Here is an 18,864-nt window from a genome sequence, read left to right on the forward strand (position 1 = left end):
GGGCGGAGGCGGGGCATGCCCCGCCTCTTACACCACATCTCTGCACGCTACCGCGCGAAGGTCCTCAGCGGAAAGTTTGGCCCGTTTCGATGCACAAAAATGGGATGAATCTTCCCTGGCAACCGCCCAGAAAGATCCACCCCAAAGCAAGCGCTCACTAGAACGTTCCGCCGCCGCCTCCGCCGGCGCCGCCACCACCGCCGCCAGAGAAGCCGCCGCCGCTGCCGCCGCTCGAGCTGTCGGAGCTCGAAGCCAGCTCGCGGATGGTCTCGTGGTACACATCGTTGAACGAATCGAGTGGGGACTCGTTGCCGTAGTGATGGTAATACCACCAGTAGCAGGGGTAGTTGTCGTAGAAATCGTCGCTGTTGCGCAGGTCCGCAGGCACGGCTTCGGCCAGCTGTCGCAGCACTTCTTTCGAAACGCCCAGGGCAACGCCCATCACCAGCAGCTTGTTCCACAAGATCAGGTCGCTGGGGACGGCCTCCTTCAGACGCGTAAAGTCCTCGAGCCAATGCTTGAGCGCCTTGCAGCGAGCCGCCACCTCGGCGCCCTCCGGCGTGTAACGGCGGAAAGTGCAGCTCAGGGCAAAGCCCACGATCGTGACGGGGATCGAGATCATAGCGGCACCGACATTGGCATCCGCAAAGTCGGTATAGATCAGAGAGCCCAGAATGCCAAAGACGATGATGATACCGAGAACCAGGCCGGCCACCATCGCGATGGTGCCATCCGATGCGATAAGCTCGCGCGCCTCCAGCTTGCCCTTAACCGTGCTCTGATAGTCCTCGAGCTTGTCGCCAACAGATGTGGTGCGCTCGCTAGCGTACTCCTCCAGCTCGCTAAACGTGCGCGAACGGACTCCGTCCTTATCGGGCTTAACGCCGGCGAAGAAGACCTTGAGCACATCGCGATCGATGCCGTCCTTCTTGGCAGCCTTCCAGGCCTCGTCGGTCACTGTGATGCGATACGTCTGCTCCTCTTTTTCGCGACGGAGCAGACCCTTCTTCTTGGTCTCGGTCGCTTCTTCCAGCTTGATCACGCGGTCGTCGGTGAGCTTCATAAGCGTGGCGATATATGCCTGATCGGGCACGTCGTTCCAGCTCATGAGAGCTGCAAGCACCGCGGGATGGTCGGCCGAGGGCACATCGCGGAAGTACTCGTCCTGGAAGAGCGGCTTGGGCTTGGGCCTGCGCAGCTTAAGCATCACGATCACACCGGTATAGGCAACCGCCACGACAACACACACCACGGCAATCGCGCTGGCAACCGCACGCGCGTGCTCACGGCGGGCGTTAGCTTCGTCGGCCCATTCCTTCTCTTCGCTCAGGATCGTTGACATGCGCTCTTCGCCCGAGGCGGCAAGCTGCGGCACCCAGTCGCTGGGGAAGGCGATGCGTGCCTCGGCGAATTCGCCCTGATGCACGCAGGGAATGGTATAGGTGACCATGGGCTCGTCCTCATCGAGCGACACGTCGCCCGTCAGCGGACCGTGGCCCCATGCGCGGAAGTTATCGCCCTTGACGGCAGCCGTCCCGGCAGCGGCATTTGCGAAATACACTTCCATCTCGACGTCATCGGAATCCGCCGACCAGCCGTCACCCACAAATTTCCAGTAAAGCTCGGCGGTATCGGCCCAGTTCATAACCGCACCGGTCATGGAATAACTCACGTAGTAGATTGCGCTGTCGCCGCTCTCGTGGGGGCTGAACACCTTAATCTTTACGCCGTCGCCGGACTGTTCCACCGTGTAAACGCCGTCGTCGCCTTTGTTTGCGCTGTCGACCTTGTTAAACGCAGTGTCGTCTTCCTCGACGCTTAGCACATTGACGACCACCGAGCCGCCTTGCTGGTTAGAGCCTGTATTGATATCCCAATACACGCCGTTGATGTCGTCGTCGAAATCGAACTGGCGTCCCTCGACAACGGTCAGCGAGCCATCGGCCTCAACCGTGGCGCCGATGTAGGTTTGGCTCATGGAGTAGCCGTCGGCGTGCGCGGCGGCAGGCAGCAGCAACAACGCAAGCGCGACGAGTGCGCAGACGGAAGCGAATCGCGCAAACAGGCGGCGCTGCCGACAGGGCTGGGCAACGGGGGCGTTCATAGGCACATCCTTTGTCTGTGGTACCAGTAGCGTCATTGTCCCACGTTTGCGGGCTCATGTGACGAACATCTAGGCCAGCGGAGTATCAAACGGGACGAAAGTCACGTCCACGGCCGGCACTTGGGGACGTTCCTTATCTGCCGGCAGTCTGGGACACTCCTTGCCATGGCCCGCGCCAGCAGCAGACACCACTTCACAGCTCCGTCACAGGTGTAGCGGCTTTGTGTTGCCGCTAAAACGCTGATTGAGCCTGCGGGCGAAGGGCATAAAGCAGTTGAGCGAAAACGGTTTGCCCCTTTCCCGTTCGCTCGAGGATCATGTCCCCCTTTTCCGCGGAAACCCCGGCAGTTGCGAAGAGCTGCCGGGGTTTCTGTCGTCTTAGGTGCCGAGTTGATGGACAGGTATCAAAGCACCGAGTCTGCGACCCGCCATACGCAATGAGGGGCCTCACAACTTGCGGACCACAGTGACGCCTCCCCATCGCGCCCCGCGCTATACTCGTCCGCATGGATATCAAAGCACGCAACATAGCAACGCCCGCCGTGGCCACGTCGACGGCGACTCCCTCTCCCACCCCCGTCGTGGGCCGCTTTGCCCCGTCGCCCTCGGGCCGCATGCACCTGGGCAACGTGTTCAGCTGCCTGTGCGCGTGGCTTTCGGCCCGCAGCCAGGGCGGCAGTATCGTGTTGCGCATCGAGGACCTGGACGATCGCTGCAAGCGTCCCGAACTTGCGGCCCAGCTGATCGACGACCTGGCCTGGCTGGGTCTCGAGTGGGACGAAGGCCCCTACTACCAGCACGATCGCCTGGATCTGTACGAAGCCGCCTTGCGCCAATTGCAAGACGCCGGCCTCACCTACCCTTGCTTTTGCACGCGCGCCGAGCTCCACGCCGCGAGCGCACCGCACGCCAGCGACGGCACGCCCATCTATCGCGGCGCCTGCCGTGCTCTTTCGGCCGAAGAGGTTGCCCGCCGCAGCACCCTGCGCGCCCCGGCCACGCGCCTGCGCGTACCCACGGTCGATGACCTCGCCGACGATGTGGTCGAGTTCGTAGACCGCACGTACGGCGCCCAATGCGAGGCGCTCGCCACCGAGTGCGGCGACTTTTTGGTGCGCCGCAGCGACGGCGTATTTGCCTATCAGCTGGCCGTAGTGGTCGACGACGCCGCCATGGGCGTCACCGAGGTCGTGCGCGGATGCGACCTGCTGGGCTCCACGCCCCGCCAGATCTACCTGCAGCATCTGCTGGGACTTGCCACGCCGCACTACGCGCACATTCCGCTGCTCATGTCGGCGGACGGCCGCCGCCTTTCCAAGCGCGACCGCGATCTGGACCTGGGCGAGTTGCGCACCCGCTTTGCCACGCCCGAAGCACTGCTGGGCTGGCTCGCCGGGCAAACGGGCATCGCGCCAGACACCACGCCGTGCTCCGCCGAGCAGCTGGTCGAACACTTTAGCTGGAACGTCATTCGCGCACACCGCGAGAACATCACCATCATGGCCGAATAACCAAACGCCCCGCCCCTACGCAACGTCCCAGGGCTGGAGTTCATCGCCCAGGCGAACGATGCAGTCGTAGAGCACGGTGTGGCGCTCGGCCGGGTTGGCATCCCGATGAAAATGCCCGTAGTACCAGCGCTTGTAATCCAGGCGGCCTTCTAGCTCGTCGAAAAATGCCGTAAGCCGATCGACATCGGGGTAATTCCAGCCAGGTGCCGGATAGAGCGTGGGCGAGAGCATGCGCGTGGAACAGGTGTGGGTGATTACGTAGTCGACCTTCCAGCCCACGCTATCGAGCTTTGTCCGCGCTTCCTCAAAGTTGCGCTCACCCGGCAGCTCCTGCGGCCACCAGCTGGAATACGGCACGCGGTATTCCTTGTCCACGCTCGTGGCGCCGCCCATGGTAAAGATCGTTGAGCCGTCGAGCTCAAAGACCTCGCCGCGCGTCAGGCGCCGTATGGGCGAGGTGTCCGATAGGCGCTGTGTCAGCCCACCGTGCCACAACTCCATGGGACGCTCCGCCCAGTGATCGAAGCGCTCGTGGTTGCCGTCGACGAACAGCACGGTATAGGGACGCGACTCGAGCCACGCGATATCGGCGCATTCCTCGGCAGAGAAATCCCACGGAAAGCCAAAGTCGCCCGCGATGATGAGATAGTCGTCGCTCGAGAGCGAGTCGCCGCGTTCCCAATCGCGCAGCTTTTGCATGTCGATGCCACCGTGGACATCGCCCGTCACATAAACCGTCATCGGATTGCCACTTCCCTCTTATAGGCTTCGAGATCGCGCTCAACCTGCTCATCGCCCGTGGCGTTGACCCACCACGGCCATTTAGCGCAACACACCGGCTCATCGACCTGCGCAAACCAAGACTTGAGCTCCTCCAGGCTCACCGGGGCGTAGCCGTTGGCGTCCACGCCCACGTCATAGCGCCGCAGCCCCTGCCGAAGGTTGAACGTGTTGTACGCGCCGCCGCAGCTGTGGATATGCCCGTGAAGATGCCAGCCGCCGTGCGACATACCCTGCCAGTCGGCCATAGGATAGTGACTCAGTACGATTTTTTGACGGTCGATCTTAAGCACGCAAATGGGCGGCTCGACGATCAAAGCATCCGCCACCGCAGGCTGCGTCCAGTCTTTGTCGTGGTTGCCGGGCAGCAGATGGACGCGCTTGCATGCGATGCTTTTGCGCAGTTCGTAGGTTTCTTGGACCGTCATCTTAAAGCTAAAGTCACCCAAAATGTAAAGCTCGTCGTCCACAGCGACTTTGCCATTAATGCTAGCGACCATGTCGTCGTTCATCTGCGCAACAGTCGACCAAGGCCTATCGGCGAGCCGTAGCACGTTCTCGTGTCCAAAGTGCGTATCGCTGGTAAACCAGATCATGGGGACCTCCTAAGGCTGCGGGGCGTCCATCCCTTAGGGCTTACCCTTCGTTCTTCCATCCAAACGGGTCAAACACCCAAAAAACTAGATCGAGTACGCCACCGGTCATCATGGCACCGGCAAGGGCGATGCAAACGTGCAGAGAGCTGGCACTTCGAAGCACGTCGAACGGCCTCAGAACAGCCAATAGCGCGACCGCTGCGCCGGCAAGGCACAGCGCGAGGCACAGCCCCGCGTCCTTAACACATTTCTTTGCGAGATGCTTGGTGTTGTCACTCATCGATTTCGAGCTCCTTAGAGAATCGTTGATCAGGTTCATGCCGCCGCGGAGGAGTTGGCAGCAGGTTAAGTGTCACATGTCGTGCGGACACCGCTTGCAAGCCCTCGTATCAAAAGTCGCCCAAAACACGAACGATCGATCTGCTATCCTGGCGCAAACGTGGTCTTTCGAAAGGTCTGGTGAAATGGTTGCTCAGCAGCAGATTGATATTGAATTCGATTCGCTTACACGCGAGAACGATTCACCCAAGCTCATCGCCAACTCGAAGGCGACCGGCGGAACACTACTATCCGTTATCGAAGAGCAGCTCTCGACCTGCAGCTCCTTTGACTTTTGCGTTGCGTTCGTCGCGGACGGCGGTTTGCAGATCCTGGTCGAAGCATTCCAAGAGCTCAAGCAACGCAACATTAAGGGCAGGTTGCTCACATCCACCTATCTCAACTTCAACTCACCCGATGCGTTTCGCAAGCTCTTGGAGTACGACAATATCGAAGTCCGCGTGTTCCAAGGAAATTTGCACGCTAAGGGATACATTTTTGATAAAGGCGAAACCAGCACGGTTATCGTCGGCAGCTCGAACATGACGCAGACCGCCCTCACCTGTAATAAAGAATGGAATGTGCTCTACCAGACCGTTGAAAACAGCCGCCTGCTCGGAGAACTTAGAGGCGAGTTCAATTCGCTGTGGAACGACACCTCAACCGTTGCACTTTCCCAAGACTGGATTGATAACTACGCCACGTATCGAATGACCCATCCGCCAAAAACTAAATCGAAACCGACATTCAAATCTAGTGAGACGCCGACGCAAAATGACCTCGCTGAAATCAAGCCCAATAAAATGCAGCAGCGTGCCCTCGAAGCGCTTGGAGCGATCCACCGCAAGGGCGAAACTCGTGCTTTGCTGGTCTCTGCCACGGGTACAGGTAAAACCTTCCTTTCAGCTTTCGACGTACTCGCAACTAAACCCCGGCGCGTCCTCTTTCTTGCGCACCGCCGGCGCATTATCGACGCCTCCCGTGCAAGCTACGAACGGCTCTTAGGTAGTACCTATATGTTCGACACCTATCAAACTGGCAAGAATACAAGCGATGCTACCTGTGTGTTTGCCATGTGTTCTTCGGTCGCCAAACATCTGAGCGATTTCCGTCCCGATGAGTTCGACTACATCGTCATCGACGAGGCCCACCGCACGGGATCTCAGGGCTACCAATCCATCATGTCGCACTTTACGCCTCGGTTTTATCTGGGCATGACCGCTACACCCAATCGCACCGACGGCTATGACGTCTTTGCCCTTTTCAATCACGTCATCGCATTCCAGATCACGCTGCAGGACGCTTTGTCCGAGGAGATGCTAGCCCCCTTCCATTATTTTGGCATTCACGATCTGGAGATTGACGATGAGACGGTCGAAAATACCGCCCTGTTCGGGCGCTTAACGTCCGACGAGCGTGTGCGTCACATCACCGAGAAGATCGAAGAATATAGCGTCACCAAAAGCAGCCGCAGGGGCTTAATTTTCTGCAATCGAAACGCCGAGGCCAAAGAACTGTCGCGCAAATTCAACGCTCTCGGATATCGAACGGCTGCGATTAGCGGTCAAGATCCCGATGAAGTCCGCGATGCCGTTATCAACCGACTTGAAGCCGGCGAGCTCGAGTATATTTTCTCGGTCGATATCATGAACGAAGGCGTCGACATCCCCTCGCTCAATCAGATCATCATGCTTCGACGCACCGACTCCGCAATCATCTTTATTCAACAGCTCGGACGAGGTTTGCGTCTGAATGATGGCAAGGAATACGCACTGGTGCTCGACTTTATTGGCAACTACCAGAGCAACTTCTTGGTGCCCATCGCGCTTTCGGGTGACAAAACGTACAACAAAGATCGCCTGCGTCGTCTCGTCCAAGAGGGCGATTCGACGATCCCCGGATGCTCGACCGTGAGCTTTGATCGTATTTCCGAGGCACGCATCTACAAGGCCATCGATGGCGGCGATTTCACCTCCGTCAGGTTTTTGAAAAACGAATATCTCGACTTGCGCCAGAAACTCGGCAAGATTCCCTCGCTGCTCGAATTTGATCGTAACGGCTCCATCGATCCGCTGCTTATCTTCAAGAATAGCGGCCTGGGGTCCTACCACGCATTTCTATCCAAATACGAGCCGGACTACACGGTTCAATTTTCCTCTGATCAAACCAAGATTCTCAAATTTATTTCTCAAAAGCTCGCCGCGGGCAAGCGTTTCGAAGACCTCTATTTGCTTCAAACGCTCGTCGAAGCCGGACACGAGGGCTACCGGCATATGCGCGAGGCTGCGCTTAGGAGCTACCACACACAGCTTAAGGACAGCGCCGTTAGGTCGGCAATCACAGTCCTTAAGGGCGACTTTGCCACTCCCAAGGATTTCGTTTCCCTGCTTATTGACGATGGATGCGGACCTCGTCTGACCGAAGCGTTTGCGACCGCTCTGCGCAACGCAGAGTTCAAGCGCCAGATTCTCGAGGTGCTGGATTTTGGCATTGCGCGTAACCGACTCGACTATGCCGAGACGTACCAAAACACAAATTTCGTTCTCAACGCCAAGTACACGTACGAAGAAGTTTGCCGCTTGATGAACTGGGAAAAGAACATCAACGGCCAAAATCTTGGCGGCTACTTCTACGACGAGAAGACCAATACATTCCCCGTGTTTATTAACTATGACAAGGCACCCGACATTAGCGAGTCCATTCAGTATGAAGACCGCTTTGTTTCGCCGAGTAAGCTAGTTGCAATCTCTAAGAACAACCGCACGCTCAACTCCCCCGAGATTCAGCGTCTGCAGGCATGGCCGGGCAACGGGCTAAAGACGTATTTGTTTATGCGAAAGAACAAGGACGATAAGGGTGGCAAGGAATTTTACTTCCTAGGCAAAATGCATCCGACTGGCGAGTTCAAAGCTATTAAAACTAAGAGCGGCGACAACGCCGTCGAAATCGAATATGAACTCAATGCGCCCGTGCGTCAGGACATTTACGAGTTTATGCTCAGCGATCTGAGTGAGACAGAGTAACAAAGAAGGAGCGGGCCGCCATGCGACGCCCGCTCCTTCTTACATAAGCCTGAGTTTCTTTTCGAGCTCCCTAACGACTTTAACGTCCGCCGGAAGCCAATCGACATCCCACAGGTTATTGGTATAGAGCCACTTCATGTCCTCGTGAGCGTGCTCTTTGAACTCGCCCGAAAGGATGCTAGCTAGGTAGCACTGCATCGACAGATGGAACGTCTCGTAATCATGTTCGACCGTGCAAAGATAGTCGAGGTTACCGATCGTGACCTCGAGCTCTTCTTGAATCTCGCGCACGATTGCCTGCTCACCGGTCTCGCCCGGCTCGAGCTTGCCGCCCGGAAACTCCCAGCCGTCTTTAAACTCGCCGTAGCCACGCTGGCAGCTCAGGATTTTCCCGTCCTTCTGAATAATCGCTGCTGCAACATTGATTGATTTCATAACTAGTTATCACCTCTCTAGTTGAGCCCAACCAGTATAGGCGATCGACCGCCCGCCATGTCCCGATCGCTTGAAAACCACCTGCTCGACCAACACTTGACGCCGTTTTGTACCGGCCCACCATCTCCCGCTATCGAGGTCTAATACTTTTCCCACTGCCACCCAAAAACTCATCCAACATTAATCTTGGCTCAAGAATCGCTTAATCTATAACCTGCACTATAGAGTTCGACCAAGGGCGGGGCGGCGCAACGCAGACCGCCGAACGCAACGCTCGCACCCGAGCAAATTGCCCGGCGTCGCGCCCATCGAACGAAAGGACAGGTCATGGACGACCTCGAAAAAGTTGAAACTATCCGCACCAAGTGCAACGTGAGCTACACCGATGCCAAGGCCGCGCTCGACGCTGCCGACGGCAACGTTTTGGATGCCATCATTTGGCTCGAGTCGCAGGGCAAGACCCAGACCACGTCGGCGCATGCCGCCACCGAGTCCGCGCCAGTCGATGAGCCCTCTGCCGAGATGGTCGCCGCGCAGGTCGCTTACGAAAAGTCGAGCGAAAAGACCGACTTCTCCAAGAAGATGGACAGCGTGTGGGAGTACCTCAAAAAGCTCTTCCGCCTGAGTCTGGACACCAAGTTTATCGCCACGCGCCGCGATGCGATCATCCTCAACATCCCCATCCTGATCCCCATCGTCGCGCTGTTTGCCTGGGGCGCCACGATATGGCTGATGCTGATTGGCCTGTTCTTTGGCATGCGCTACCGCATCGACAGCGACGGCGACGTGCCCGGCAGCATCAACAACCTTATGGATAGCGCTGCCAACGCCGCGGACGACATCAAGCAAAATCTCAACGACGACAAGTAATCGCAGACGGGGGCACGCATGGCACGGATCTTGATCGTAGAGGACGAGGAGAAAATCGCCCGCTTTGTGACGCTCGAGCTGGAGCACGAGGGCTACCAGGTGGAACACGCCGCCGATGGCCGCACCGCCGTTGACCTGGCGCTGGAGCGCGACTACGATCTGATTCTGCTCGACGTACTGTTGCCGCAGCTCAACGGCATGGAGGTCTTGCGACGTGTCCGCAAGCACAAGGATGTGCCGGTGATTATGGTCACCGCGCGCGATGCCGTGATGGACAAGGTGGCAGGGCTTGACGCCGGTGCTGACGATTACCTGACCAAGCCATTTGCGATTGAGGAGCTGTTCGCACGGATCCGCGTGGCACTGAAGCGCTCGGAGGCCGTGCGGGCGGCTTCGGGCGTTGGCGGCGCCGGTACTGGGGCGGGCGCGGCAGGCGGCGCGGGCGCCGGTATCGCCACAATGTCCCCGGCAACCGACACGACCCAGACCGCTGCCACGCCCTCCCACGCCGCGCTTACCGTTGACTCGGTTGCGCTCGACCCCGACCGCCGCGAAGTCACGGTCGGCGGCTCGCCCATCGCGCTCACGGCCCGCGAGTTCGACGTCCTCGCCCTGCTTATGGCGCATGCCGGCACCGTGCTCACGCGCGAGCGCATCGCGCACGAGGCGCTGGGCTACGAATACGTAGGCGACACCAACAACGTCGACGTGCACATCGCGCACCTGCGCGCCAAGATCGAAGACGCCGGCGGCGCCCGCATCATCCAGACCGTGCGCGGGGTGGGCTATGTCTGCCGCGCGTAATGCCGAGGCCAAGCGCGTCACCTCCATCGCCCGCGCCATCAACTGGAGCTATATGTGGCGCCGCCTGATGAGCTACGTCTGGCTCGATCTGTTGCTGTTGGTTATTGCGGTGGCGATCCTCGTCTATGGATACAACCGGACGCTGCCCAACGGCGCGTTTACCGCAGGATGGATCCCCAGCGCCACCGTTCGCAGCATGTCGCTGACGCCCGCGCGCGGCTGGGACCTGACAACGCTCACCTATACCGTCGAGCTTGCGCGTACCACCAAGACTTTCCCCCTCGCGCAGGACCTCGTCACGCTATGGCCTCTCTACCTTGTCGTTGTGGGTTGGCAGGTCATCAGCGTGCTCAACATGCTCGGCGGCGCCCGCCGCGTGCGCCGCACCATGGCGCCGCTCAACGATCTGGCCCTGCGCGTGGACGAACTCGGCCGCATGCAGCTCTCCGGCGGCAAGATGGAAACGCTGGAGCAGGCCATCGAGCGCGCAAGCGTCGACTCGCCGAGCGTCACCACCGGCGACGCCGACCTGGCAAGCATCGAGGTCGCGCTCAACCGCCTGCTGCGCCAGATGCAAGAGGCCAAGCTGCAGCAGATGCGCTTTGTCAACGACGCGAGCCACGAGCTGCGCACGCCCATCGCGGTGATTCAGGGCTACGTGAACATGCTCGACCGCTGGGGCAAAGACGACCCGGACGTGCTGGCAGAATCCATCGCGTCCCTCAAGGCCGAAAGCGAGCACATGCAGGAGCTCGTGGAACAGCTGCTGTTTTTGGCACGCGGCGATGCCGGGCGCACGGTCCTGCGGCGTGCGAATACTAACCTGGCCGCACTGGTCGGCGAGGTATGCGAGGAATCGCAGATGATCGATACCGAGCACACGTATCGGCTGGCTTTTGACGCCTTGCTTGCCAGCGACCCGCGCTGCGACGCGCCCGTCGACGTGGCGCTCGTGAAGCAGGCTCTGCGCGTGATCGTGCAAAACGCCGCCAAGTATTCGGACGCGGGCACGCCCATCTCGTTTGGCGTAGCGCCGGATGCGGGCGCGGGCACGGTCGACATAAGCGTTGAGGACGAGGGCATCGGCATGAACCAGGAATCCGCAGCTCACGCGTTTGAACGGTTCTACCGCGCCGACAACGCGCGCGATGCCGGCGCGCAGGGCTCGGGTCTGGGGCTCGCCATCGCCAAGTGGATCGTCGACAGCCACGGCGGCGTCATTGGTGTGACCTCAGTCGAGGGCGTCGGCAGCCGCTTTACGATTCGCCTGCCGCGGTAGGGGCGTCTCTCACGAATCGAAGGTGAATGCTTTTCCGCGAAGTGAACGACCTATTTTGGACCCCCGAAGCATCCACACTTTTTGACGCCAAAACTGCAGGAAAAACCTTACGAAACCGCAGGAAACGGTGCCTCCAAAGTGTCGATGCTCCAGGGGTCCGATTTCACTCGTTCACTTCGCGGAAAAGCATTCACCTTCGTTTTACGGCAGCCCGTCAGTCACCCTCTCGGCATTAAAAATGGGGTAAGGCCACGTGGCCTTACCCCATTTTTCGTTAGCTATGGCAGCTTGTGCGCTACTCGCGGCACAGGTGCACGGCGAAGCCGGCGAACTCGCGCTTAAAGTACACGAGCTTAGTGCCGCCGTCGGGCAGCAGCACGCGCGACTCCTCGTTGACCTCGAGCCCGCGCTCGGCAAACCACTTCTCGGCCGCATCGATGTCGTTGACGGCAAAGCCGATGTGGCCCTTGGTGCCACGACCGTTCTGCTTCATGACCTCGATCAGCGAATCGTTAAAGTACGAAACCGGGGTCTCGATAACGGGCAGGCCCATCATCGTCGAGAACAGCTCCGCGATCTCCAGGGCATCTGCCGGGTCGGTGGCGTTAATGCCCACATGGGCAACGCGCATGCCAAAGAGCTCGACCGGATTGGCGTTCTGCTCACTCATACAGTCAGCGCCTACTGAGCCATGACGTCGAGGACGGCCTTCTCGGCAGCGACGCGGTTCATGCCGGTCATGAAGGGCACGCCGCTCACGTACGGGCAGGTGAGTCCCTCGGGGGCAACGGTGGTGGCGATCAGCAGGTCAGCGCCCTCGTCGCAGTAATCCTTGGCCTCGGAGATAGCGCACTGCACGATCTCGTACTTGCCGGCATAACCGTTGGCATCGAGCATGGTGGCGACCTTCTGGGCAACGAGCGTGGAAGTAGCAGCGCCAGCACCGCAAGCCAAAACGATCTTCTTCATAGGTAATGTCTCCCTTCATGGTTTACTTTAGGTAAGTGTACCGCAGCGAGCGATGGCACTCAGCCTCGATGAGCTTTTATGCCAGTTTGCTTGTGCGCTGCGTATAATACATCTAGTACGTGTTGTCATACCGCTCGCTTTATGAGCGACTAAGGATCCTAACATGCCCGATTCCCGCACACTCTGGACCGCCGTCGTTATCATCTGTATCGCCGTATCGGTGTTCTTTAGCGTCAAAAAACGCACTACGTTTAAACGCCTGCAACAGTTGATGGCCGCCAAACAGTGGGCCGAGTTCGATCGTTTGCTCGACGGCAAACTCACCAGCATGCTGTACCCGCGCTACAACCGCGACTACCTGCGTCTAAACTCCTATCTGCTGCGCGAGGACCACGAGCGCGCCGGCGAGATGTTCGACCTGCTGCTGGGACTCAACCTGCCCAAGATGCAGCGCGTCGACCTGGTGATCAAGGCCTTTAACTACTACGTTGGCCAGGAGGACCGCAAAAAGTCCAAGGAGCTGCTGCACGAAATCAAGGGCTTTGAGGGCGGTCAGGCCGAGGCGGTCGCGCACGAGTGCCAGCTGATGTACGACACGATGATCCTCAAGCGTCACAACGACATTCCCGAGCTGGAGCGCATGCTCGAGGATGTCGGCGACGACCCGGTCAAGCGCTGCCGCTTGGAGTACCTGCTGGCCCTGCAGTACCAGAACAAGGGCGACGAAGCCAAGTTTGCCGAGTACTTGGAAAAGTCAGGCCAGCACTCGATGGCCGTCAACGCGTAACGGACGGCTTGTGCTAGACTTCTAGTCTCACGGGGGCGTGGCGGAATTGGCATACGCAGGAGACTTAAAATCTCTCGCCGCAAGGATTGTGGGTTCGAGTCCCACCGCCCCTACCATGTAGTGCTTACGAGCCCGTGTCCCCCGGAGACGCGGGCTCGTTTCTTTTGCACGCCGGTGGGGCTCGAACCCGCGAGGGGGCGAGCGTTAAGCAAACGCGGAGCGTTTGTAGCGAGCCGGCGAGGGCGCCGGCAGGCGACCGAGGCCGGTGCGTATTTGCTGCGCAAATTCGCAGACGTCCCACCGCCCCTACCATGTAGTGCTTACGAGCCCGTGTCCCCCGGAGACGCGGTCTCGTTTCTTGTGGATGCCGACACGGATGATAAGTTGCGGTGGAATAGTTCTTGTTTATGCTGTTTACCAGCCTATTTAAGAACTATTTCACCGCAGCTTAGGTTGATACTCCCACATTTTTCGATGGAAGAACGTGGTTGTCTCGCACATTTTTCGATGGAAAAACGTGGTTGTCTCGCACATTTTCCAAGGGAAACGCGCATATGGCCTTATACTAGCCGAGAGGGTTGGGAGGCAATATGCAACGACAGCTTATGAGTGAACTTATCGCTTGGAAATCAAGGGCGAATCGCAAACCTCTCTTGCTTAAGGGAGCCCGCCAGACAGGAAAGACGTGGCTTCTTAACAAATTCGCAAGCCAGCAGTATCGAAACGTCATTCGTTTTGACTTTATGCTCGAGCCGAGCGCACGTTCGCTGTTCGATGGGGACCTCGACCCCAAGCGCATCATCTCCCAGATAGAACTCCTAAGTGGCCAAACCATAACGCCGGCAGACACGCTCATCATCTTCGACGAGATCCAAGAGGCGCCACACGGGATCACCTCGCTCAAGTACTTCAACGAACTTGCACCCGAATACCACATCGTAGCAGCCGGCTCCTATATGGGTCTCGCGCTCCGACGCGAAAACGAGTCATTTCCCGTCGGCAAAATCGACCAGCTCACCATGCGTCCCATGGGGTTTGCCGAGTTCGTTCGTGCCGTCGACGGCAACCCGCTCGCCGACGCCATCCTTGCCGCAGACATGAACCTTCTAGCAAACGTTACCGAAAAGCTCGAGCACTTGCTCAAGGAATACCTTGTTGTCGGTGGTATGCCCGAAGTTGTCTCCGCTTTCGCCGAGACACGCGACTTCATCGAAGCCCGAAGGCTTCAGCAGCAAATCATCGAGGCTTACGAATCCGATTTTGGCAAACATGCACCCGCCCGCATCGTCGAGCGCATGAGGTTGGTTTGGAAATCCCTTCCCGGCCAGCTTGCCAAGGAGAACAAGAAGTTTGTCTATGGCGCCCTTCGCCCCGGAGCGCGCGCACGCGATTTTGAGGAAAGCCTCCAGTGGCTCGCGGACTACGGAATCGTTCATAAGGTTCCGCGCGTTTCTGCCCTCAGAGCACCGCTCTTGAGCTATGAGGATCTCTCGGGCTTCAAACTATTTTGCATTGACACCGGCATCCTTGGAGCGCTCTCCAGCCTCCCCCCGACCATCGTCCTAAACGGATCCGCTGTTTTCACTGAGTTTAAGGGCTCGCTCACCGAGCAATATGTCGCACAGGAACTCTTGCTGCAAGGCAAAAGTCCTGCGTACTGGTCCTCTACCTCCGGCAATGCCGAAACCGACTTTGCCATCGACCATGCGGGAACCGTGCTTCCGCTTGAGGTCAAGGCGGCGGAGAACCTCAAAGCAAAGAGCCTGAAAATAGCCTGCGAAAAATTCAAGCTCATGCGTTGTGTGAGGACCTCCCTGGCGGCATATAGAGATGAAGGCATGCTCGTCAATATTCCGCTTTGGGAGATTGGGCAAATCGACAAGCTGGCATAGGCGCTGTGGGGACGCCCCGCAAGGACTGTCCCCAGGTGCCGGCAGAAAAGGAACGTCCCTAAGTGCCGGCTGTTGAGTTGCGGTGGAATAGGGACTGTTTGGGGCCCGAAAGGGCGATTTTAGTCCGTATTTCACCGCAACTTATTGGAGGGTGCTCAGGCTCGGGGTCCAGGCGATGGTGGGGGTCGCGCCGTCGAGAACCTCGTTGATGGTGGCGGCCATGCCGGCGAGGAGGCTGTTCTCACTTACGGTGAGCGTCTTGTAGCCGCCGGCTCGCATGAGCTCGCGAATCACCACGACGCCGGCCAGAATCACGCCCGCGCGTTTGGGCTGTACACCCGGTAGCGCGGCGATACCCTCCACATCCAGCGCGGACATACGCTCGATGGCAGCCGAAACCTGCTCCATCGAAAGCTCGCGCAGGTGCACAAAGCTCGAATCATACGGCTCCAGCTCGTGGACCAGAGCCACCAGCGTAGTCACCGTGCCGCCCACCGCGACTAAGCGTTCGGCGCGCTCAAAGTCGACAGGCAGGCCTTCAAAATAGGCGGCAAACTGCTCGCCTGCCCACGCGGCAGCGGCAGCAAGCTCGCCATCCGCGGGCGGCAACGCGGAGAAAAAGCGCTCCGTCACGCGGCGACAACCGATGTCCAGCGAGCGCGTTCCCTCCAGCGCAAAGACGCCGCGCTCCGGCGCGTACACGCCAGTCGCGAGCTCCGTGGATCCGCCGCCCGAATCGGCAACAATGATGCGCTCGCCGGCAAAGTCGTGCGCCACGCCGAAAAACGTCAGGCGCGCCTCGACCTCGCCCGGAATCACCTGTGGCTCAAGCCCCAGATCGCGCAGACCGTCCAACAGTAGCGCGGCATTGGACGCATCGCGCGCGGCACTCGTACACGTGGTGCAGACGCACACGGCCCCAAAGGCACGGGCCTCGTCCACAAACATGTGACACGCAGCGAGCACACGCTCGACAGCCGCCTTGCAAAAGCGCCCCGTCGTGTCCACGCCCTCGCCCAGGTCGGTAATCTCGGTATGCTTGGACGATTCCACAATCGCTCCGCCCTCGACCTGGGCCAACACCAGTCGCGACGACACCGTTCCCAGGTCGATCGCGGCTACCTTATAGCGTTTGCAATTTGTCATTGCGGGCTCCCCTCCGGGCGCTATTTGCCGTTGGACACGACCGTCTGACCCTCGACGCCGTTAAACCCAAACAGCATGTCGAGCGCCTGGATGTACCACGGCGCGTCCTTGCCGACTTCTTCGATTTCCTTGGCCACTTCGCTGGCCTTCTTGGCGTTTGAGGACTTTTTGCTCGACGACGAGTCCGAATCGTCGTCCAAGCCTAGCACGTCAATCTTCTTCTCGCCGGGCATCACCAGGCCCAGGTCCTCGGACGCCGCGTCCTTGATACCCTCCTCCGAGAGCAGCTTGTCGACGCTTTTTTGCAGCTCATCATTGTATTGCTGGCGAATCTCGACCTGCTTGGCCAAGATATCGCTCGAACGCTTTGCCACGTACAGATCGCGCACGGGGAAATACAGGCTCACGAGCACCAGCGCCACCACGATACCGATAAACAGCGGACGCAGAGGGCCATGCGTAAAGTCATAGATCGCCTTGACCACCGCGTTGTCGTTGGCGTAGCGCATAAAGTCCGAGCCCGAAAAACGGTTCGAGGGCCTGCTCGATTTGTCGTGTGCCTGAGTCGAGGGGCGCGACGTATGCGACGAACGTGCCGGGCGCACCGGTCCATCTGTCGAAGTATTCACTTGAGCATTGGAGCGCGAGGTACTTGTCGGGCGCTGCGTGGAGCGATCGACGCCGGCGTAGGCGGACCCACCGAGCTGCACCGTGCGCGCACGGCGAGGCGACGGCTCGCGCGAACCGGCGGAATAGTACCTGTTGTCGTAAATCTGATCCATGTGCGCCTTGTGCGGTTGAGGTTTGTTTGCGCTAAGTCCTTTAGTTATAGCACGAGCGCCCGCACCGCCTTCGCCAGCCTTTGCTCGACATAAAAAAGGCGCTGAGCCGTATGGCCCAGCGCCCATGGCGCTTTGCAGCATCCAGTCAAGGCGGGACGGAACCGAGTCAGCCTCCCCCTCGCCAAATTCGCCCGTTTAGCGAATGTTGTAGAACGCGGCCTTGCCGGCGTAGCGCGCGCTGCCCTCGAGCTTGTCCTCGATGCGAATGAGCTGGTTGTACTTGGCGATACGGTCGCTGCGGCACGGGGCGCCCGACTTGATCTGGCCGGCATTGACGCCCACGACCAGGTCGGCGATCGTGGAATCCTCGGTCTCGCCGGAGCGGTGGCTCACGATGCAGGCGTAACCGGCCTCCTTGGCGGTCTCGATGGCCTCGAGCGACTCGGTGAGCGTGCCGATCTGATTGACCTTGACCAGGATCGCGTTGGCGGCACCCAGCTCGATGCCCTTCTTGAGGCGCTCGGTGTTGGTGACGAACAGGTCGTCGCCCACCAGCTGCACCTTGTTGCCAATGCGGCGGGTAAGCTCAACCCAACCGTCCCAGTCCTCCTCGGCCATGCCGTCCTCGATGGAGATGATGGGATAGGTGTCGACGAGCTTCTCCCAGTAATCGACCATCTGGGCACTCGTGTACTCAACACCCTCGCCCTTGAGCTCGTACATGCCGGTCTCGGCGTTGTAGAACTCGGTCGATGCCGGATCCATGGCGTACATGAAGTCGACGCCGGGCTTAAAGCCGGCCTTCTCCACGGCCTTGGTGATGTACTCGAACGGCTCGGCATTGGTCTTGAGGTTGGGCGCAAAGCCGCCCTCGTCGCCCACGCCGCCGCCCAGGCCCGCCTCGTGCAGCACGCCCTTGAGGGTGTGGTAGACCTCGGCGCACCAACGCAGGCCCTCGGCAAAGCTCGGGGCGCCCACCGGCATGATCATGAACTCCTGGAAGTCGACGTTGTTGTCGGCATGCACGCCGCCGTTGAGGATGTTCATCATAGGCGTGGGCAGCAGATGGGCGTTGACGCCGCCCAGGTACTGGTACAGTGAAAGACCCGCCGACTCGGCAGCGGCGCGGGCGACGGCCAGCGACACGCCCAGAATGGCGTTAGCGCCGAGCTTGGTCTTGTTGGGGGTACCGTCCGCGGCGACCAGCGCGGCATCGACGGCGCGCTGATCGAAGGCATCGAGGCCCACGACGGCATCGGCGCACTCGTTGTTGACGTGCTCGACGGCCTGCGAGACGCCCTTGCCCAGGTAGCGACCCTTGTCGCCGTCGCGCAGCTCGCATGCCTCAAAGGCGCCGGTCGAAGCGCCCGAAGGCACCATCGCGCGGCCGAAGCTGCCGTCCTCGAGCACGACCTCGACCTCGACGGTGGGGTTGCCGCGGCTGTCGAGCACCTCGCGACCGTAGACGTCCAAAATATCGCTCATGTTGTCTCCCTCTCACTTGGAAACGTAATGGATGCAAGCGACCGGCTGACCGTGCACCGTCGGTGTGCCTCCGTAAGTTAGCC

General features: G+C 59.5%; 17 protein-coding genes and 1 tRNA gene. 8 read left to right on the forward strand and 10 right to left on the reverse strand.

Translation table 11 applies throughout. The features are described 5' to 3' along the window. Positions 1-157: 157 nt before the first annotated feature. Positions 158-2,104 (reverse strand): DUF2207 domain-containing protein, encoded by a 1,947-nt coding sequence (locus DW796_RS10450; protein WP_158567721.1) that lies wholly within the window; start codon positions 2,102-2,104, stop codon positions 158-160. Positions 2,105-2,610: 506 nt separating this feature from the next. Between DW796_RS10450 and gluQRS the strand changes: the two genes are divergently transcribed. Beyond that, positions 2,611-3,615: a tRNA glutamyl-Q(34) synthetase GluQRS gene (gene gluQRS, locus DW796_RS08720; RefSeq protein ID WP_255413488.1), complete on the forward strand. Its 1,005-nt coding sequence runs from the start codon at positions 2,611-2,613 to the stop codon at positions 3,613-3,615. 15 nt (positions 3,616-3,630) lie between these two features. On the opposite strand, the gene DW796_RS08725 is transcribed toward gluQRS, so the two are convergent. From DW796_RS08725 to DW796_RS10455, 3 genes are read right to left on the reverse strand one after another with little or no spacing between them, the layout of a single operon-like run. Next, positions 3,631-4,356 carry a metallophosphoesterase gene (locus tag DW796_RS08725; RefSeq protein WP_117759454.1) on the reverse strand — a complete coding sequence of 242 codons (726 nt, stop codon included), beginning with the start codon at positions 4,354-4,356 and terminating at the stop codon, positions 3,631-3,633. Continuing rightward, positions 4,353-4,991, reverse strand: a complete 639-nt coding sequence (locus DW796_RS08730; protein WP_117759452.1) for a metallophosphoesterase — start codon at positions 4,989-4,991, stop codon at positions 4,353-4,355. Before DW796_RS08730 ends, DW796_RS08725 begins: the two co-directional genes overlap by 4 nt. A 40-nt stretch (positions 4,992-5,031) precedes the next feature. Continuing rightward, the gene (locus DW796_RS10455) at positions 5,032-5,271 is read right to left on the reverse strand and encodes a hypothetical protein (protein ID WP_117759451.1); all 240 of its coding nucleotides are present in this window, start codon (positions 5,269-5,271) and stop codon (positions 5,032-5,034) included. A gap of 184 nt (positions 5,272-5,455) precedes the next feature. Here DW796_RS10455 and DW796_RS08735 point away from each other — a divergent pair, with 184 nt between their 5' ends. Then, positions 5,456-8,332 carry a DUF3427 domain-containing protein gene (locus DW796_RS08735; protein ID WP_158567722.1) on the forward strand — a complete coding sequence of 959 codons (2,877 nt, stop codon included), beginning with the start codon at positions 5,456-5,458 and terminating at the stop codon, positions 8,330-8,332. 39 nt (positions 8,333-8,371) lie between these two features. On the opposite strand, the gene DW796_RS08740 is transcribed toward DW796_RS08735, so the two are convergent. After that, complete coding sequence (locus DW796_RS08740) at positions 8,372-8,767, reverse strand: (deoxy)nucleoside triphosphate pyrophosphohydrolase (protein WP_117769938.1); 396 nt, start codon at positions 8,765-8,767, stop codon at positions 8,372-8,374. Positions 8,768-9,094: 327 nt separating this feature from the next. Here DW796_RS08740 and DW796_RS08745 point away from each other — a divergent pair, with 327 nt between their 5' ends. Genes DW796_RS08745 through DW796_RS08755 form a run of 3 tightly spaced genes read left to right on the forward strand, consistent with a single transcriptional unit; the run spans position 9,095 to position 11,720 of the window. After that, entirely contained in the window at positions 9,095-9,637 is a 543-nt protein-coding gene (locus tag DW796_RS08745; RefSeq protein WP_117583603.1) for a DUF4342 domain-containing protein, read from the forward strand. Between the two features lie 18 nt (positions 9,638-9,655). After that, on the forward strand, positions 9,656-10,441 hold the full coding sequence (locus DW796_RS08750) for a response regulator transcription factor (RefSeq protein WP_118094858.1): 786 nt from the start codon (positions 9,656-9,658) through the stop codon (positions 10,439-10,441). Continuing rightward, positions 10,425-11,720, forward strand: a complete 1,296-nt coding sequence (locus DW796_RS08755) for a cell wall metabolism sensor histidine kinase WalK (RefSeq protein ID WP_118094859.1) — start codon at positions 10,425-10,427, stop codon at positions 11,718-11,720. Before DW796_RS08750 ends, DW796_RS08755 begins: the two co-directional genes overlap by 17 nt. Positions 11,721-12,015: 295 nt before the next feature. Here the strand turns inward: DW796_RS08755 and DW796_RS08760 are convergent, their stop codons facing one another. Together DW796_RS08760 and DW796_RS08765 are read right to left on the reverse strand one after the other, a co-directional pair. Further along, positions 12,016-12,390, reverse strand: coding sequence for a VOC family protein (locus DW796_RS08760; RefSeq protein WP_089573578.1), 375 nt, complete (start codon positions 12,388-12,390; stop codon positions 12,016-12,018). An 11-nt stretch (positions 12,391-12,401) separates the two neighbouring features. Next, complete coding sequence (locus DW796_RS08765) at positions 12,402-12,689, reverse strand: PTS sugar transporter subunit IIB (RefSeq protein ID WP_117654890.1); 288 nt, start codon at positions 12,687-12,689, stop codon at positions 12,402-12,404. A 163-nt stretch (positions 12,690-12,852) separates the two neighbouring features. On the opposite strand from DW796_RS08765, the gene DW796_RS08770 reads away from it, so the two are divergent. The 3 genes from DW796_RS08770 (at position 12,853) to DW796_RS08780 (ending at position 15,368) form a co-directional block, all read left to right on the forward strand. Further along, complete coding sequence (locus DW796_RS08770; RefSeq protein ID WP_089573579.1) at positions 12,853-13,476, forward strand: hypothetical protein; 624 nt, start codon at positions 12,853-12,855, stop codon at positions 13,474-13,476. Positions 13,477-13,507: 31 nt separating this feature from the next. After that, positions 13,508-13,592 (forward strand) — tRNA-Leu (locus DW796_RS08775). A 489-nt stretch (positions 13,593-14,081) separates the two neighbouring features. Beyond that, on the forward strand, positions 14,082-15,368 hold the full coding sequence (locus tag DW796_RS08780) for an ATP-binding protein (protein ID WP_233539713.1): 1,287 nt from the start codon (positions 14,082-14,084) through the stop codon (positions 15,366-15,368). 141 nt (positions 15,369-15,509) lie between these two features. Here DW796_RS08780 and DW796_RS08785 read toward each other — a convergent pair whose 3' ends face one another. From DW796_RS08785 to eno, 3 genes are all read right to left on the reverse strand, one after another. Continuing rightward, complete coding sequence (locus DW796_RS08785; protein WP_118094860.1) at positions 15,510-16,514, reverse strand: hypothetical protein; 1,005 nt, start codon at positions 16,512-16,514, stop codon at positions 15,510-15,512. A gap of 20 nt (positions 16,515-16,534) precedes the next feature. Further along, complete coding sequence (locus DW796_RS10670) at positions 16,535-17,296, reverse strand: septum formation initiator family protein (protein ID WP_233539714.1); 762 nt, start codon at positions 17,294-17,296, stop codon at positions 16,535-16,537. Between the two features lie 195 nt (positions 17,297-17,491). Further along, positions 17,492-18,781, reverse strand: coding sequence for a phosphopyruvate hydratase (gene eno, locus DW796_RS08795; RefSeq protein ID WP_118094861.1), 1,290 nt, complete (start codon positions 18,779-18,781; stop codon positions 17,492-17,494). Positions 18,782-18,864: the final 83 nt, after the last annotated feature.

Source organism: Collinsella sp. AM31-2AC, from assembly GCF_003469285.1.
In the GTDB taxonomy this organism is placed as follows: domain Bacteria; phylum Actinomycetota; class Coriobacteriia; order Coriobacteriales; family Coriobacteriaceae; genus Collinsella; species Collinsella aerofaciens_AT.

Coding starts and splice junctions, on each gene's coding strand:
- DW796_RS08745 (WP_117583603.1), top strand. CDS start 9,095: ATGGACGACCTCGAAAAAGTTGAAACTATCCGCACCAAGTGCAACGTG.
- DW796_RS08765 (WP_117654890.1), bottom strand. CDS start 12,689: ATGAAGAAGATCGTTTTGGCTTGCGGTGCTGGCGCTGCTACTTCCACG.
- DW796_RS08785 (WP_118094860.1), bottom strand. CDS start 16,514: ATGACAAATTGCAAACGCTATAAGGTAGCCGCGATCGACCTGGGAACG.
- DW796_RS10450 (WP_158567721.1), bottom strand. CDS start 2,104: ATGAACGCCCCCGTTGCCCAGCCCTGTCGGCAGCGCCGCCTGTTTGCG.
- DW796_RS08740 (WP_117769938.1), bottom strand. CDS start 8,767: ATGAAATCAATCAATGTTGCAGCAGCGATTATTCAGAAGGACGGGAAA.
- DW796_RS10670 (WP_233539714.1), bottom strand. CDS start 17,296: ATGGATCAGATTTACGACAACAGGTACTATTCCGCCGGTTCGCGCGAG.
- DW796_RS08770 (WP_089573579.1), top strand. CDS start 12,853: ATGCCCGATTCCCGCACACTCTGGACCGCCGTCGTTATCATCTGTATC.
- DW796_RS08735 (WP_158567722.1), top strand. CDS start 5,456: ATGGTTGCTCAGCAGCAGATTGATATTGAATTCGATTCGCTTACACGC.
- DW796_RS10455 (WP_117759451.1), bottom strand. CDS start 5,271: ATGAGTGACAACACCAAGCATCTCGCAAAGAAATGTGTTAAGGACGCG.
- DW796_RS08780 (WP_233539713.1), top strand. CDS start 14,082: ATGAGTGAACTTATCGCTTGGAAATCAAGGGCGAATCGCAAACCTCTC.
- DW796_RS08760 (WP_089573578.1), bottom strand. CDS start 12,390: ATGAGTGAGCAGAACGCCAATCCGGTCGAGCTCTTTGGCATGCGCGTT.
- gluQRS (WP_255413488.1), top strand. CDS start 2,611: ATGGATATCAAAGCACGCAACATAGCAACGCCCGCCGTGGCCACGTCG.
- DW796_RS08730 (WP_117759452.1), bottom strand. CDS start 4,991: ATGATCTGGTTTACCAGCGATACGCACTTTGGACACGAGAACGTGCTA.
- eno (WP_118094861.1), bottom strand. CDS start 18,781: ATGAGCGATATTTTGGACGTCTACGGTCGCGAGGTGCTCGACAGCCGC.
- DW796_RS08725 (WP_117759454.1), bottom strand. CDS start 4,356: ATGACGGTTTATGTGACGGGCGATGTCCACGGTGGCATCGACATGCAA.
- DW796_RS08755 (WP_118094859.1), top strand. CDS start 10,425: ATGTCTGCCGCGCGTAATGCCGAGGCCAAGCGCGTCACCTCCATCGCC.
- DW796_RS08750 (WP_118094858.1), top strand. CDS start 9,656: ATGGCACGGATCTTGATCGTAGAGGACGAGGAGAAAATCGCCCGCTTT.